A 14,708-nucleotide genomic window follows, 5' to 3' on the forward strand; every position below is an offset into this window, starting at 1 on the left:
CCGAGAGGCCGGGGGGTCGGACCGTACCCGGGCCCCGCGTAAACTCTTCGATGCCGTATGCGCAGAAGCGCATCGACGCCGAACGGGAAGGGAACGGTTTGCCGAGCACCCCGAACACCGCGCCGGAGACGGCGGCCGACGAGCTGGAGCTCGCCGAGCGCTTCGAGCGCGAAGCCATGCCCCTGCTCGACCAGCTCTACTCGGCCGCAATGCGGATGACGCGGAACCCCTCCGACGCCGAGGACCTGGTCCAGGAGACCTACCTGAAGGCGTACGCGGCGTTCGCCTCCTTCAAGGCCGGCACGAACCTCAAGGCGTGGATGTACCGCATCCTCACCAACACCTACATCAACGGCTACCGCAAGCGTCAGCGGCAGCCGGTGCAGCAGCCCACCGAGGAGATCACCGACTGGCAGATCGCCAAGGCGGAGAGCCACACCTCCAGCGGGCTGCGCTCGGCCGAGGTCGAGGCGATGGACAACCTGCCCGACACCGACGTGAAGGCCGCGCTGCAGAAGCTGCCCGAGGAGTTCCGGCTGGCCGTTTACCTGGCGGACGTCGAAGGCTTCGCGTACAAGGAGATCGCCGAGATCATGGATACGCCGATCGGCACCGTGATGTCCCGTCTGCACCGCGGTCGCGCCCAGCTGCGCGACCTGCTGGCCGACGTCGCGCGTGAGCGCGGCTTCATCCGCGGTGACCGCGAGGAGGTGGCGAAGCGATGAGCACGGGTGACGCGTCGGAATCCGCCAAGGACAAGGTCCGCTGCGAAGAGGCGCTTTCGGAGATCTACCTGCTCCTGGACAGGGAGTGCAGCCCGATGCGCGACGCCGAGCTGCGCCGCCACATCGAGGACTGCCCCCCGTGCCTCGAGGAGTACGGCATCGACGAGGCCATCAAGCAGCTCCTCGCCCGAAAGTGTGGCGGTGACCACGCGCCGGCGGATCTGCGCAGCCGGCTGCGCGCCTCCATCCGCCAGACCGTCGCTTCGAGCGGCGGTGTCACGGTGGAGCGCACCGAGATCACCCTCGAGCAGCGGGCCGGCGAGTAATCCCCAGCTCGAACACGACGACGGCCCCCGTGCCTGCCGGTGCGGGGGCCGTGTCGCGTCCGGACGCCGGAATCAGGCGTTGGGCTTCTTGCCGTGGTTCGCGCCGTTCTTCTTGCGGTCGCGACGCTTGCGGGCGCGCTTCGACATGCTTCACTCCTCGTGTTCGCGCTGGGTGGCCCGTGTGCGGGGTGCCGGAGCACCTGCCGGGCTCGGGTCAACCGCTCCAGTGTGGCATGCGTGCGTGGGCTCACCTGCGGCGCCCGTGCTGATCGGGCCGCGCTCTGGTTGGATGGAGGGTCAGGAGGTGGTCGGAATGACCGGACGAACCACGCAGCAGGGCGACGAGTAGCTCGTGTCGACGCTCTCCGATCTGCTCGCCGAGAACACCGGCCTCCCTGGTGAGGCGGCCGACCACCTGCAGACCGTCGTCGCGGAGTGGCAGCTGCTGGCCGACCTGTCGTTCGCCGACTTCCTGCTGTGGGTTCCCGTCGCGAAAGACCTGCAGCCCGAGGGCGGCGATTTCGTGTGCGTCGCGCACGCGCGCCCCACCACGGCGCCGACCGCGCACCCCGAGGACGTCGTCGGCACGCGGTTCACCGTCGCCGAACACCCGGAGCTGGCGAAGGCCATGCGTGAGGTGCGGATCGGCCGGGAAGAGGACCCGCACTGGTACCGCGACCTGCCGATGCGCCGCGAAGCCGTGCCGGTGAGCTTCGGCGGCGAGGTGATCGCCGTGCTGAGCCGCGAGACGAACCTGGCCGCGCCGCGCGTGCCGAGCCCGCTGGAGATCGCGTACCTGGGCAGCGCGGGCGACCTGTGCCAGATGATCGTCGACGGCACCTTCCCCCCGTCGGGCGGCAACCAGACCGACACGCACACGAGCCCCCGCGTCGGCGACGGCCTCATCCGCCTGGACCCGAGCGGCACCGTCGTGTTCGCCAGCCCGAACGGCCTGTCCGCCTACCACCGCATGGGCCACGAGTCCGACCTGGTGGGGCAGCGGCTGGCGCCCTTGACGCGCTCACTGATCCGGGATCCGTTCGACGCCACCGAGGTCTCCCACCGCATCATCGAGGCCCTCGACGGCAAACCGTCCACCCGCACCGAGGCCGACTCGCGCCGCGGCGCCGTCGTGCTGTTCCGCGCCCTGCCGCTGCGCCCGGCCGGCCAGGCGGCGGGCGCGCTTGTGCTGGTCCGCGACGTCACCGAGGTCAAACGCCGCGACCGCGCGCTGCTGTCCAAGGACGCGACGATCCGCGAGATCCACCACCGCGTGAAGAACAACCTGCAGACCGTCGCCGCGTTGCTGCGACTGCAGTCGCGCCGCGTGACGAGCGAAGAGGCCCGTCTGGCCCTCACCGAGTCGGTGCGGCGCGTGTCGTCGATCGCGATGGTCCACGAGGCGCTGTCGATCTCCGTCGACGAGCGCGTGGACCTGGACAAGCTGCTCGACAACGTCCTGCCGATGGTCGGCGAGGTCGCCACCGCGGAGTCGCAGGTGGGGCTCACCCGCAAGGGCTCGTTCGGCATCGTCATCGCCGAGATCGCCACGCCGCTGGTGATGGTGCTGACGGAACTCGTGCAGAACGCCATCGAGCACGCGTTCCCGCAGGGCCGCCCGGGCAAGGTGGAGATCATCGTGGAGCGCTCGGCGCGCTGGCTCGACGTCCTCATCCGCGACAACGGCCGCGGCCTGCCGTCGGGCTTCTCGCTGGAACGCAGCGACGGCCTCGGCCTGCAGATCGTGCGGACGCTGGTGGAGTCGGAACTGCGCGGATCGCTTTCCCTGCGGAAGGTCCGCACGGACTCCACGGGCGCACGGGTGCCGGGCACCGAGGCAGCCCTGCGGATCCCGTTGTCCCGCCGGCTCTAGCCCGATCCGTACGGCCATTCCCAGCCGGTGGCCCCCGGCACGCGCGGCACCAGGACCAGCGCGCCGGCCGGGTCTTCCACTTCGATCTGCAGCTCGCCGCTGTAGGTGTGGTCCGACTCGTACTCGGGGCTGAGTTCGCTCACCGGCAGGTGACAGGGCGACACCGAAACCTCGTCGACGACGCCGTCGGGACCCCGGGTCTGGAAGGAAGTCAGGTCGAGCAGATCGCGAATTCCCGGGGCGTAGCCGTTCGAGATGTCGAGCGTCCGCACGGTCAGGTCGACCAACAGCACGTGGTCGCCGTGGTCCGGCTGCCAGTGCGTGGCGCACGGCGGGTCGACGGCGATCTTCGTGACCGTCAAGTCGAGCAGGTCGTGGCCGGTTTCCGCGTCCGCGACTCGGGTTGCTTGCCCGATCTTCCGCTGCAGGTTGTGGGAACCGGCGGGGGCCGACAAAGGAGCCGCGGCTGCGCTCGACGCCGGTGGCAGAACCCGGCCGAGCGTGCCGGTGGCAGGCCGCGAGCAGCCGGCGGCGAGCAGAACCGTTGCGGCGGCAGCGAACGAGCGCACAGCGGGACGAAGTCGGAACACGGTCATGGTCACCTTTCGCGGGGGGTTCGCTGGAGTCAGCACCGATATCGGTCCCGGCGTTTCCCTTCCGTCCGAAAAGGACGCCGCGGGCCGGGCCTGCCTGCGGCGTCGGGGTCACGCCTGGCTGAGCGTGACCGCCGGGAACTGCACGCGTTCCGCGGCCCGGCCGGCCTGCAGCATCCAGGCGTCGCCGGACCCGGTGGCCGACGCGATGGTCGCGACGGCGGCCGCGATCTCGGCGGGGGAGGCGACGGCGAGGCCGTGTTCGGCCAGCGCCGGCTTGATGCCCGCGATCATGCGCGTTTCGACGAAGCCCGGGCAGATGGCGTTCAGCGTGATGCCCGCTTCGGCGCACGCGGGCGCCAGTGACCGCACCAGGCCGATGATCGCGTGCTTGGTCGCCGAGTACACGGGATCGAACGTGGCCGGGGAGATGCCGGCGAGGCTGGACGTCACGACGATCGCGCCGCCGCCCGTGTCGCGCAGGGCGGGATAGGCGGCGCGCAGGCCGAACACGGTGCCGTCGACGTTGACGGCGAGCGTGCGGCGGTAGCGGTCCACGTTCAGGTCGGCGAGGCCACCCGCGCCGCCGGTGCCGGCGTTGAGGTGGACGACGTCCAGCCCGCCGAACGCGGACAGCGCGGCTCGTACGGCTGCTTCGTTGTCGGCTTCGCTGGTGACGTCGGTGCGGACGAACAGGCCGCCAATCTCCTCGGCGAGCGCGGCGCCCGCCTGTTCCTCGATGTCGGCGACGACCACGTGCGCGCCGTCGGCCGCGAAGTGCCGCGCGACCGCCGCGCCGATGCCGTTCGCGCCTCCGGTGATCAGGACGACGGTCATGCCGGGGTCTCCTCTCCGACTTCGGCCGCCACCGCGGCGGCCACGCTCTTGCGGCGGGCGTACACCCGTGTGGTGATCTCGAGGGCGAGGTACACGCCCACGTACTGCAACCCGCTGATCAGCGGCACCCGATCGACGGGCAGCGTGTCGGCGAGCAGCACCCGCACGCCCGCGTCGAGCACGAGCACCACGCCCCACATTGCGGTCGCCACGCGCAGGACGTGGCGGTAGGTGGGCGAGCCGAGCCAGTTGTGTTCGACGCGCTCGCGCGCTGCGGTGCCGAGGAACGACCGCAACACCTGGTACAGGAACGGTTTCCGCGGCAACGTCGCCAGCATCCAGCCGCCCGCCGCCGCGGTCAGCCAGCCGTCCTTGGCGAGCAGGAACCGTGGACTGCCGGACAGGAACGACGTCGCGACGCTCAGCACCAGGATGCTCAGCGTGAACACGGCGAGCGTGCCGACGCGCCGTTTCGTGACGACGGTCTGCCCGGCCCGCACGGCCGGCGGGACCACACCCGCCAGCAGTGCCAGCCACTGGTTCACGCCGAGCGCGCGCAGGCCGTAGAACAGCGCGGCGGGCGCGACGAGGTTGATGGCCAGGTTGACGATCAGCTCCCGCCGCTGCTCCGGTGGAGTGGTGGGCTTTTCGGGCGGTGGGAGCGTGGTCATCGAGCTGCCTCCGCGCTCTGGCGGGCGCGGTGGCCCCACGTCTTCGCCAGCACGGCGACCGTGATGACGCCGAGGACGACCAGCGCCAGCCACGCGATCCAGCTGCCCGTTTGCGTGAAGACAGGGCCGAGCGCCGGGTTGAGCAGGTGCGCGGTCCAGAACAGGCAGGCGAGCGGACCTGTCGCCGCCAGGATCAGGACGGTGCCGGCCACGGCGGTCGCGGGCGTCCACCCGCCCCGGCGCAGGTTGACGACGGCCAGCGCGATCGCCAGCACCAGCACGACCAGGAAGAACGGGATCCAGAAGCGCCACAGTTGCGGGTCGAGCACCGGCACGCGCGCGCCGTTCGCCGTGGTGACGGCGTGGCGGACCGCTGCCCGAACAGCACCACGACGACGAGCACTGCGAGCACGCAGCCGCTGACGACTTCGCTCCACGTGGTGGTCGAGGCGGCGTCGGCGAAGGGGAGCTGGTCGGGTGCCCACTCCTCGTCGGGCTCGCCGGCGCCGCGGTCGCTGCCGAAGCGATCGACGAGTACATAGAGGACAGTCACACCGGCGAGCAAGTACACCGCGACGGTGAGCGTGGCGCCGAGCGGCGAAAAGATCGCCGCACCAACGTTTCCGCCGCGCACCCAGTGGCCGATCCCGTTGACGACGTAGGCGATGGGCAGGACGGTGGCGCAGAGCAGTTTCAGCGCTCGGACGTAGTGGAGGTACGTCGCCGGGCCGATCAGCACGGTGGCCTTGTCCGCGTAGCGCGTGGCCAGGTGCGCGGGATCACCGAGATCCGCGAGCGCCGCGTACTCGGCCCCCGAGGGACTTTCCCCCAACGCGACGCGCGCCTCCACGTCATCGGCAATCGCGGCCCGCAACTCGCGGTCGATCTCCTCGCGGTGCGTCCCCGCAACGTGCCGCACCGTGGCGGCGACGTACCGGTCGGTGAGCGTGGTGGTCATGGTTCTTCCCCCAAAGGTGGTGTGTTTCCGGTGGATCAGGTGGTTGCCGGCCCCGCGGCGCTATCTGCGTCGCGGTCGGTGGTGGTGCCGGAGTCCGCCTCGGCTTCGGTGGCCAGGCGGCCGAGCGCCCGGTCGATGGCGCTGAATTCCTTCTGCAGTTCCTGCGCGAGCCGCACGCCTTCACGGCTCGTCCGGTAGAACTTCCGCGGCCGGCTCCCCGAGGTGTCCCACTCGCTGGTCAGGAGCGCCTGGCCCTCGAGCCGGCGCAGCAACGGGTACAGCGTGTTGGCCGGCGCGGGCACCCCGGCGCGCTCCAGGGTGTCGAGCAGGCCGTAGCCGTAGCCGGGCTTCTGGAGTGCCAGCAGGCTCGCCAGCACGACGGTTCCCCGCCACAGCTCCTGCCGGTGCGCATCCAGCAAGTCGGTGTCTTTCATATCGGCAACGATATTGTGTGAGGCACAGTATCGTCAACCGGCGATAATGTGTGCGAGGGGAATCTGTGTGGTGTCGTGACGCGTTCGCGCAGGTCAGCGTGCCTCTGCCCGCGAGGAGAGTGGGGGAGCGCGACGGGTCCAATGGCGGATGGATCGGCGCGCGGCGGTTGGTGAAGCTCTGAACGAACGTGTCCCGCGGAACGCGGCGCTTGCTCAGCGCGAACAAGCGCGCCGGACGAGGACTCAGCCGGACAGCCGAAGCCGGCGAAGGCGCGGCCGTGAACGCAGCCGCCGCCGAGGCGGCGCGGCAACGCAGGGGCAGCCGGCGGGGAGGCAAAGCGCAAAGCGCGAACTGGCACGAGTCGCAACGTCTTGAAGCGCAGGCGCCACGGGAAGGCTTCGAGGCGGCAGTCGGCGAGGAGGCAGGGGAGAAAGCGGGAGTCGGCGAGGGGCAACGCTGCGGAGTGCGCAGCCCGCCGAGCGGCAAGGCGGCCAAGCACTTCACCGGCAGCGTGGCAGTGCACTGAAGCGCGGCGACCGGCATCGCAGCAAAGCAGTGAAGCCGGCACGAGTCGCAACGTCTTGAAGTGCCGACACCACGGGAAGGCTTCGAGGCGACAGTCAACGGGGAGGCGAGTCGGCGAGGGGGCAAGGCCGCGGAGGGTGGAGCCTGCCGAGCGGCAAGGCGGCCTAGCACTTAACCGGCAGTGCGGCACTGCAGCGAAGCGTGGTAACCGCATCGCAGCAAAGCGGTGAAGCGGGCAACTGCGGGAAGGCAAGGCAATAAAGCACGAACCGGCACAAGCCCCAACGTCTTGAAGCGCGGGCAGCCGGCACCACGGGAAGGCATTGCGGCGGCAGTCGGCGGAGAGGCCAGGCGAGGAAGCGGGAGTCGGTGAGGGGGCAACGCCGTGGAGGGTGGGGCTGGCCGAGCGGGAAGGCGGCAAAGCACTTAGTCGGCAGCGTGGCAGTGCACTGAAGCGCGGTGGCCGGCATCGCAGCAAAGCAGTGAAGCCGGCAATGGCGGGGAAGCAAGGCAATAAAGCGCGAACTGGCACGAGTCGCAACGTCTTGAAGCGCAGGCGCCACGGGAAGGCTTCGAGGCGACAGTTGGCGGGGAGGCAAGGCGAGGGAGTGGGGGTCGGCGAGGGGCAACGCCGCGGAGGGTGGAGCTGGCCGAGCGTAAGGCGGAATAGCGCTTAACCGGCAGTGCGGCAGTGCACTGAAGCGTGGCAACCGGCATCGCAGCGCGGCAACGAAGCGGGCGGCCGGCGACGAGGCAAGGCAATGAAGCGACGGTCGCGGAGATGCGACGACGCGGAATGGGGCAACCGGCGGCGCGGCAAGGCAGTATGGCGTGGTGATCGGCGGCGCGGCGCGGCGGTGCGGCGTGGTGATCGGCGGCGCGGCAGGGCGGTGCGGCGTGGTGATCGGCGGCGCGGCAAGGCAGTACGGCGCGGCAGGGCGGCGCGGCAAGTCAGTGCGGCGCGGCGATCGGCAGCGGGGCAACGCAATGAGGCTCGGCACAGGGCAAGGCAACGAAGCACGGCGGCCGGCGAAGCGGCAACGCGGTCTCGCCCACACCCGGCGCAGTGTGCAACCCGCCAAGCGTCAAGCCGGCGAAAAGAAGCCGCAGCCCATCACGTCGAAAAGATCAAAATCCCTTGCTCCACACCGAAACCACACGCCAACACCACACCACACGCAGAACCGACACCGTCCACACCGGACTCACCTGGCTGAACCCAACCTCCGCCCGACCCCGGACACGCCGAAGGGCCGGTACCGAAAACTCCGGTACCGGCCCTCACGACGTTCCGCGGGAGGACTTGTTCAGTCCTGGTGAGGTGCGGCGCACCCGGGTGCGGGTGGTTTCACCTCGGTTGTTACGATCGAACCGGAGGGGTATCGCCCCAGCCTCCCGGCTGAGGGGACGCAAAAATCCCCCGGGGGAAAATCCGGTTCGGGTTGTGCCGCTGAGCGCTGGGCTCAGGCGATGGTACGCGTGCCGATCTGCGTACGGCGGCGCTTGAGCGCGCGTCGCTCGTCTTCGCTCATGCCGCCCCACACGCCGGCGTCCTGGCCGCTGGCCAGAGCCCAGGCCAGGCAGTCGGAAGCGACGGTGCAGCGGTGGCACACGGCCTTCGCCTCGGAGACCTGCAGCAGAGCAGGACCGCTGGTTCCCACGGGGAAGAACAGCTCGGGGTCCTCGTCTCGGCAGGCCGCGTCGTGGCGCCAGTCCATGTTCGTGAGCTCCTTCATAGTGGCGCGGGAGGCCGCAGCCACAGTCGTCATGGCGGTCGTGTTTTTGGGTGCTTGTGAATGCTTTCACGAAGCACCGCGTTCGACAAGGGTTTCTTGAAGATCGGTGAGTCAGCTCACCCGGCCGAGCGACGCCTCTGACCTGCGGTTTCTGTCCGAAACGAGCCGCTCGGCGGAAGCGCGATGCGGTGAGCGGAGGTTCTGCGTCGACGAGCGGCAGAATGCACTTTGCCGCAGGCGATCAGTGCTCGAACCGTCACACGATTACTGTGAGTGCGTCCGGGACGCTCTGGAACTCCACTCGCGTGCGCTGCCCGACGAGGTCGCCGTCGACCTGGAAGTTCACCGGCTCAGCTGCGTCGATGCGGATCAGCGGGACGTCGTCGAGGCGCACCAGGTGCCGACCGCGCTGGTTGCTCTTCGTGAGCAAAGCTTGGCGTACATGAGTGAACACGGTGGGCAACGCCAGACCGTTCAACGCGAACAGACCCAAACCCGTCTCGAACGAGCAACCCGGGTTGAGGTGAACGGGCCGCTCGCCCAGGTAGGTCCACGGGTCGGTGTTCGACACGAAAGCGGTCAGCACCTCGGCGGGTTCCTCGCCCGGGACCCGCACCGTCAGGGCCGGCCGGCCCAGCGGCGGCCGGAAGTAGGAGCGCACCGCGGCGCTCATGTACAAGGAAGCGCTCGTCTCCTTGCCCCGCCGCTTCGCGACGCGGCCCACCACATCGGCGTCCCAGCCGAGCCCGGCGTTGAACGTGAACCAGTGCCCGTCCGCGAGTCCGAGGCCGATGCGCCGCCGCCGGTCCTCTTCCAACGCGGTCAGCAGCTCGTGCGTCGCCTCGACCGGATCCACCGGGAGTCCGAGGGCGCGCGCGAAGACGTTGGCCGACCCGCCCGGCACGACACCCAGCATGGGCGCGAACCCGTCGGCGCCGTCGGCGAGGAGCCCGTTCACGACCTCGTTCACGGTGCCATCGCCGCCGTGCGCCACGACCAGGTCGAAGCCGTCGCGGGCAGCCGAGCGCGCCACGGCCATCGCGTGGCCGCGGTAGTCCGTCTCGACGACGTCGAGCTTCACCTGGCTGGCCAGCGCGTGCGCCAGCACGTCCCGGCCACCGGCGGTGGTCGAGGTGGCCTGGGGGTTCACGACGAGGATGGCGCGCACTTCCGCAGCGTAAGTGACGTTCGCCCGGCTGGAGAACCTTCGACGGCACAAGGTGACGCGAAGCTCAGCGCGACGAGCGGCAACCTCGACGACCGTTGGCGACCCTGTGGCGGGCGGTCCTCCCTCGTGTCCGGCGAACATCCGCTCGTCGTGACAAGTGCACCCGGGCCGACCGCCCGCTCATCGACGACAACCCCGATTTTCACGTGCTCGGCGTGCCGCGAAAACGGCCGACCGGGTGGCATACCATCGAAAGTGCTCACCCACCGTGACCCGCCCTGGTCGGGTCGCTGTGCTCCCGCAAAGCAGCTGGAAGGCCGCCCCGTGTCGCTCACCGAGAAGCCGCCGCACACTCCGTTCGAGGTCCGGCTCGCCGGGTTCCTCACCGCGCTGCCCGGGCTCGGGCTCCTGGCGCTGGGCGTCGTCATCCTCGTGCGGGGGCTGCAGGAGCCGGCGCGGCCCGGCAACAACATCTGGGCCGAATTCGCGACCTACGCCGTGCTGGCGCTGGCCTTCCTCGCCGCATCGGCCGGTCTCGTGCTCGGCAGGCAGTGGGCGCGGTCGCCGGGGGTGGTCGTCGCGCTGCTGCTCATGGGTGTGGGCTGGTACATCCTGGGCCCGTCCGGTCAGCCCGCGTGGGGCGCGCCGATCGGCGCGTGCGGACTGGTCGTTCTCGTCCTGCTCTTCCGCCGCCCGGCCCGCGCGTGGGCGCTCGGGCTGCGCGACGGCGAGACGGAAGAAGAAGCCGCCGAACGCGGCGGGCTCGCCGGGCGCCGGGCGGAGCGCGAGCGGCACGAAGAAGACTGACCGTCAGGCTTGCGCGGCCAGCGCACGCAGCGGATCGTCGGTGAGCCGGTAGGTCGTCCACTCGTCCTGCCCCACCGCGCCCAGCGCGCGGTAGAACCCGACCGCCGGGTTCCAGTTCAGCACGGACCACTCGAGCCGCGCGTACCCTTTGTCGACGCACTCCGCGGCCAGCGCGGCGAGCAGCGCCTTGCCCAGGCCCGAGCCGCGCAGTTCGGCGCGCACGAACAGGTCTTCGAGGTAGATGCCGTGCGTGCCGCGCCACGTCGAGAAGTTGAGGAACCACAAGGCGAACCCGCCCACGGCACCGTCGACCTCCGCGACGTGCCCGAACAACGCCGGGGCCGGGCCGAACAGGGCACTGTGCAGCTGAGGTGCTTCGAGATGGCATTCGCCGGGTGCGCGCTCGAACTCCGCCAGCGCGTAGACGAGTTTCACGACGGCGTCGACGTCTTCGGGTCGGATCCGCCGCACTCGGGGGTCGGGCACGGGTCAGTCTTCCAGTGCCGGCAACAGGTTCAGGTGCTCGATCTGCGGTTCGCCGCGCTCGTCGCCGAGCACCGCGATGCCGGCCGGGTCCAGTCCGAAGTGGACACCCGCGGTCGCGGAGAGCTCGACCCAGCGCGCGACGAGCACGCGGCTGAAGTGCCCGTGCCCCACCAGGACCACGTCACCGATTTCGATCTCGCGGCGCGCGCGGTCGAGTACCTTGTCGGCGCGCGCGGCTACATCGGCGGCGGTCTCGCCACCGGGGATCGGGTGTGTCCACACGGTCCAGTCGGGCACCGTTTCGCGGATCTTCTGCGTGGTGACGCCTTCGTAGTCGCCGTAGTCCCATTCGGCGAGGTCCTCGGTGATCTCGTCGATGCGCAGGCCGGCGAGTTCTGCCGTGCGCTTCGCGCGATCGCGCGGGCTCGAGATCACGAGTTTCGGGCCGCCGAGCAAGGTGCGCAGGGTGCTGCCCGCCGCGCGCGCTTGTTCTTCTCCCGCCTGGGTGAGCGGGATGTCAGTGCGCCCGGTGTGCCTGCCGTTGACGGACCACTCGGTCTGTCCGTGCCGGAGGATGAAGAGCCGATGTGCCACGAGCCCGAATATAGCGCCGCTCCCGATTGCGAGCAGGTTGCGTGATGTGCCCACTTACTCGTGAGTAGCTTGCCTGGGAGGTCCCGATGCGCGCGAGCGCGACGTTCGCGATGTGGCGCCGGCCGGCCGGCAAGACCGGCGGTGAGCAGCCGTTTTCCACCGCGTGGCCTGCTCGGGACGGTGCTGCCGACCGTCTGCCAGGTGCGTCCGGGCCACTGTTCGCTCGCCGCGCCGAAGTGGTGGGGTGTCCACAACCACATCCGGACCTTCCCGTACCCGTGCGGATCGTCGACAACCGCGGGGCGACCGTCGGCTCGGCCGCGATCACGATCTGGGTCACGCGCAGGAAATAACCGTTTTGCCGGGAGAGCAGCGCCACAATTCCGGCCGTGGAATTGTGGCGCCCGGGTGAGACTGGACCTTTTACCGGGCGGACACGGTGCACCCGGTATTCGCGGAGATCGCGCCCTTTGGGTTCGAGACGTGGTCGAACCTGTACCTCGTCACCACGAAGAACCCAGGACGTGGGCCCTTCACCTACGATGCGGCGACGGATTCGTCGTAGTCACAGTGGGAGGCCGTACATCCAGCGCGTGCCGGCTGAGGACGTGCCGGGTCAACGCGCGCGCAGCTTCTCGTAGTGGGCGGTGCAGTCCGCGTAGGACGGCAGCAGGCCCTGCGCCTCGGCCTCCGCGAGCGTCGGTGCCGAACGGTCCTTTTCGGACACGATGGGCGTGAGGTCCGCGGGCCACGGGAGGCCCAGCGCCGGGTCGAGCGGGTTGATCCCGTGCTCGGCCGGCGGGTTGTACGGCTCGGAACACAGGTACGACATGACCGTGTTGTCCTCGAGCGCGATGAACGCGTGGCCCAGGCCTTCGGCCAGATACACCGAGCGGAAGTCCACGGGGTCCAGCAGCACGGCGTCCCAATGCCCGAACGTGGGGGAGCCCGTGCGCAGGTCCACGACCACGTCGAGCAGCGAACCGGCCGGGCAGTAGACGTATTTCGCCTGGCCGGGCGGTACGTCGGCGAAGTGCACGCCGCGGATGGTGCCGCGCCGGGACACGCTGTGGTTGGTCTGGCCCACTCGCATCGGGTGCCCGGCCGCCTCGATCAGCGCGTCCTCCTGGAACGGCGCCACGAACAGCCCGCGCTCGTCGGGGAACGCGCGGGGCGTGAACTCGTAGGCGTCGGCGACCTTCAGCGCGCGGAATCGCATGCGCTCACCTTATCGAGGGCACCGGAAGCAGAATTGGTGGTGCCGCGGAAGCAGTGGCCGTGATCACTTGATCGGTTCCGCCTCCGCTAGAAAACCGGACGGACGTCTTGGGAATAGGGTTTGCCCCCGGAATATCGCCAGGAAGACGACCGGATCTGTGACATGAACCGCACCGAGGGTTCGCCGCCGGTGGGGCGCCTGTCATGATTGACGGACCGCAGCGTCCGCGGCCCGTCAGCCACACCCCACGGATCGAACGGCCGCTGTGACGCCTCGCCGACAGGCCGGCGCTACCGCGCTGGGCTGCCGTACGGAGGACTAGTTCCACAGGTGCGGGTGCGCCTCCCCGCCGCCAGTGGTCCCCCGCTCGCAGTCCCAGGAGTTGTGTTGTGACCCAGATCCACCCCGTGAGTTCCGTGATCCCCGAAGGGCGATCGCCGGAAACGACGACAGGAACCCCGATGACCGACCAGGCCAGCACGGCCGCCACCGCCGCGCCGGTGACCGACGCCGAGATCTTCACCGGGCACGAGGGCGGCAAGCTCTCCGTGGCGGCCACCCGGCCCATCGCCGACCCGCGTGACCTCTCGATCGCCTACACGCCCGGTGTGGCGAAGGTGAGCCGGGCGATCGCCGAGGACGCCGCCAAGGCGAAGCGGTATACCTGGGCCGACCGTCTCGTGGTGGTCGTCAGCGACGGCACCGCCGTGCTGGGCCTCGGCGACATCGGCGCGAGCGCGTCGCTGCCCGTCATGGAGGGCAAGTCGGTGCTGTTCAAGACGTTCGGCGGTCTCGACTCGATCCCGCTGGTGCTCGACACCACCGACGTCGACGAGATCGTGGAGACGCTGGTGCACCTGCGCCCGTCGTTCGGCGCGGTCAACCTCGAGGACGTGTCGGCGCCGCGGTGCTTCGAGCTCGAGGACAAGCTCAAGGCGGCGCTCGACTGCCCGGTCATGCACGACGACCAGCACGGCACCGCGATCGTCACGCTGGCGGCGCTGCGCGGCGCGAACCTGGTGCTCGACCGCGCGATCGGTGACCAGCGCGTGGTGATCTCCGGTGCGGGCGCGGCGGGTGTGGCCTGCGCAAAGATCCTTCAGGAGGCGGGTGTCGGCGACGTGACGGTGCTCGACTCGCGGGGCATCATCCACTCCGGACGCGACGGCCTCAACCCGATCAAGCAGCAGCTCGCCGAGACCACGAACAAGACCGGTCTCACCGGAGGTCTCGAGGACGCGCTCAAGGGCGCGGACGTGTTCCTCGGCCTGTCGAGCTCGACCGTCGATCCCGAGCTGCTCGGTTCGATGGCGGCCGACCCGATCGTGTTCGCACTGTCCAATCCGGACCCGGAGGTGCACCCGGCCGACGCGGCGAAGTACGCGGCCATCGTGGCCACCGGGCGCAGTGACTTCCCGAACCAGATCAACAACGTGCTGGCGTTCCCGGGTGTGTTCCGCGGTGCGCTCGACGCCGGCGCGCGCGCGATCACGGAGAACATGAAGCTCGCCGCGGCCGAAGCCATCGTGGCTGTCGCGTCGGACGACCTCGGTCCGGACCGCATCGTCCCGAGCGCGCTCGACCCGCGTGTCGCCCCGGAGGTCGCGGCGGCCGTGGCGAAGGCGGCCGTGGCCGACGGCGTCGTCTGAGCAGTTCCGAGCAACGGGCTCCCCGCGCTGGGTGTGCGCGGGGAGCCCGTTGCTTTCCGGTGGGACCTTGCGCCGCCCTTCGCCGTGACCACGCCGGCGAGGTTCG

Annotated in this window: 18 protein-coding genes; 6 read left to right on the forward strand and 12 right to left on the reverse strand. The window is 70.1% G+C overall.

Translation table 11 applies throughout. From position 1 onward, the window contains the following. The first annotated feature begins 98 nt into the window (after positions 1-98). Together I6J71_RS04675 and rsrA are read left to right on the forward strand one after the other, a co-directional pair. Positions 99-725, forward strand: coding sequence for a sigma-70 family RNA polymerase sigma factor (locus I6J71_RS04675; protein WP_204096874.1), 627 nt, complete (start codon positions 99-101; stop codon positions 723-725). Further along, on the forward strand, positions 722-1,051 hold the full coding sequence (gene rsrA / locus I6J71_RS04680) for a mycothiol system anti-sigma-R factor (RefSeq protein ID WP_204093595.1): 330 nt from the start codon (positions 722-724) through the stop codon (positions 1,049-1,051). The genes I6J71_RS04675 and rsrA overlap by 4 nt, the downstream gene beginning before the upstream one ends. Positions 1,052-1,123: 72 nt before the next feature. Here the strand turns inward: rsrA and I6J71_RS50315 are convergent, their stop codons facing one another. Then, a complete protein-coding gene (locus tag I6J71_RS50315) occupies positions 1,124-1,198 on the reverse strand; it encodes a 50S ribosomal protein bL37 (protein ID WP_098515123.1) in 75 nt (24 codons plus the stop codon). 205 nt (positions 1,199-1,403) lie between these two features. On the opposite strand from I6J71_RS50315, the gene I6J71_RS04685 reads away from it, so the two are divergent. Beyond that, positions 1,404-2,924, forward strand: a complete 1,521-nt coding sequence (locus tag I6J71_RS04685) for a sensor histidine kinase (RefSeq protein ID WP_204093596.1) — start codon at positions 1,404-1,406, stop codon at positions 2,922-2,924. Here the strand turns inward: I6J71_RS04685 and I6J71_RS04690 are convergent. The 6 genes from I6J71_RS04690 to I6J71_RS04715 form a co-directional block, all read right to left on the reverse strand. After that, the gene (locus I6J71_RS04690; RefSeq protein WP_204093597.1) at positions 2,921-3,520 is read right to left on the reverse strand and encodes a hypothetical protein; all 600 of its coding nucleotides are present in this window, start codon (positions 3,518-3,520) and stop codon (positions 2,921-2,923) included. The genes I6J71_RS04685 and I6J71_RS04690 overlap by 4 nt on opposite strands. Before the next feature lie 108 nt (positions 3,521-3,628). Continuing rightward, positions 3,629-4,354 (reverse strand): SDR family NAD(P)-dependent oxidoreductase, encoded by a 726-nt coding sequence (locus tag I6J71_RS04695; protein WP_204093598.1) that lies wholly within the window; start codon positions 4,352-4,354, stop codon positions 3,629-3,631. Further along, positions 4,351-5,025 (reverse strand): VC0807 family protein, encoded by a 675-nt coding sequence (locus I6J71_RS04700; protein ID WP_204093599.1) that lies wholly within the window; start codon positions 5,023-5,025, stop codon positions 4,351-4,353. Before I6J71_RS04700 ends, I6J71_RS04695 begins: the two co-directional genes overlap by 4 nt. Continuing rightward, positions 5,022-5,237, reverse strand: coding sequence for a hypothetical protein (locus I6J71_RS04705; RefSeq protein ID WP_204093600.1), 216 nt, complete (start codon positions 5,235-5,237; stop codon positions 5,022-5,024). Before I6J71_RS04705 ends, I6J71_RS04700 begins: the two co-directional genes overlap by 4 nt. Next, a complete protein-coding gene (locus I6J71_RS04710) occupies positions 5,219-5,983 on the reverse strand; it encodes a hypothetical protein (RefSeq protein ID WP_204093601.1) in 765 nt (254 codons plus the stop codon). The genes I6J71_RS04705 and I6J71_RS04710 overlap by 19 nt, the downstream gene beginning before the upstream one ends. A 35-nt stretch (positions 5,984-6,018) precedes the next feature. Next, the gene (locus I6J71_RS04715; RefSeq protein WP_204093602.1) at positions 6,019-6,417 is read right to left on the reverse strand and encodes a PadR family transcriptional regulator; all 399 of its coding nucleotides are present in this window, start codon (positions 6,415-6,417) and stop codon (positions 6,019-6,021) included. Between the two features lie 278 nt (positions 6,418-6,695). On the opposite strand from I6J71_RS04715, the gene I6J71_RS04720 reads away from it, so the two are divergent. Next, positions 6,696-6,944 (forward strand): hypothetical protein, encoded by a 249-nt coding sequence (locus I6J71_RS04720; protein ID WP_204093603.1) that lies wholly within the window; start codon positions 6,696-6,698, stop codon positions 6,942-6,944. A gap of 1,462 nt (positions 6,945-8,406) precedes the next feature. Here I6J71_RS04720 and I6J71_RS04725 read toward each other — a convergent pair. Beyond that, positions 8,407-8,661, reverse strand: a complete 255-nt coding sequence (locus I6J71_RS04725) for a WhiB family transcriptional regulator (RefSeq protein WP_204096875.1) — start codon at positions 8,659-8,661, stop codon at positions 8,407-8,409. Between the two features lie 274 nt (positions 8,662-8,935). Then, positions 8,936-9,847 carry a diacylglycerol kinase family protein gene (locus I6J71_RS04730; RefSeq protein WP_204093604.1) on the reverse strand — a complete coding sequence of 304 codons (912 nt, stop codon included), beginning with the start codon at positions 9,845-9,847 and terminating at the stop codon, positions 8,936-8,938. Between the two features lie 324 nt (positions 9,848-10,171). Here I6J71_RS04730 and I6J71_RS04735 point away from each other — a divergent pair, with 324 nt between their 5' ends. Continuing rightward, positions 10,172-10,654: a hypothetical protein gene (locus I6J71_RS04735; protein WP_239154431.1), complete on the forward strand. Its 483-nt coding sequence runs from the start codon at positions 10,172-10,174 to the stop codon at positions 10,652-10,654. A gap of 3 nt (positions 10,655-10,657) precedes the next feature. Here I6J71_RS04735 and I6J71_RS04740 read toward each other — a convergent pair whose 3' ends face one another. The 3 genes from I6J71_RS04740 to I6J71_RS04755 all read right to left on the reverse strand — a co-directional run bounded on the left by I6J71_RS04740 (position 10,658) and on the right by I6J71_RS04755 (position 12,953). After that, positions 10,658-11,140 (reverse strand): GNAT family N-acetyltransferase, encoded by a 483-nt coding sequence (locus I6J71_RS04740; protein ID WP_204093605.1) that lies wholly within the window; start codon positions 11,138-11,140, stop codon positions 10,658-10,660. Positions 11,141-11,143: 3 nt separating this feature from the next. Further along, on the reverse strand, positions 11,144-11,734 hold the full coding sequence (locus tag I6J71_RS04745; RefSeq protein ID WP_204093606.1) for an acid phosphatase: 591 nt from the start codon (positions 11,732-11,734) through the stop codon (positions 11,144-11,146). 616 nt (positions 11,735-12,350) lie between these two features. After that, complete coding sequence (locus I6J71_RS04755; protein WP_204093607.1) at positions 12,351-12,953, reverse strand: dTDP-4-dehydrorhamnose 3,5-epimerase family protein; 603 nt, start codon at positions 12,951-12,953, stop codon at positions 12,351-12,353. Between the two features lie 461 nt (positions 12,954-13,414). On the opposite strand from I6J71_RS04755, the gene I6J71_RS04760 reads away from it, so the two are divergent. After that, positions 13,415-14,602, forward strand: coding sequence for an NADP-dependent malic enzyme (locus I6J71_RS04760; RefSeq protein ID WP_204093608.1), 1,188 nt, complete (start codon positions 13,415-13,417; stop codon positions 14,600-14,602). The last annotated feature ends 106 nt before the right edge of the window (positions 14,603-14,708 follow it).

This window comes from Amycolatopsis sp. FDAARGOS 1241 (assembly GCF_016889705.1).
Taxonomy (GTDB): Bacteria; Actinomycetota; Actinomycetes; order Mycobacteriales; family Pseudonocardiaceae; genus Amycolatopsis.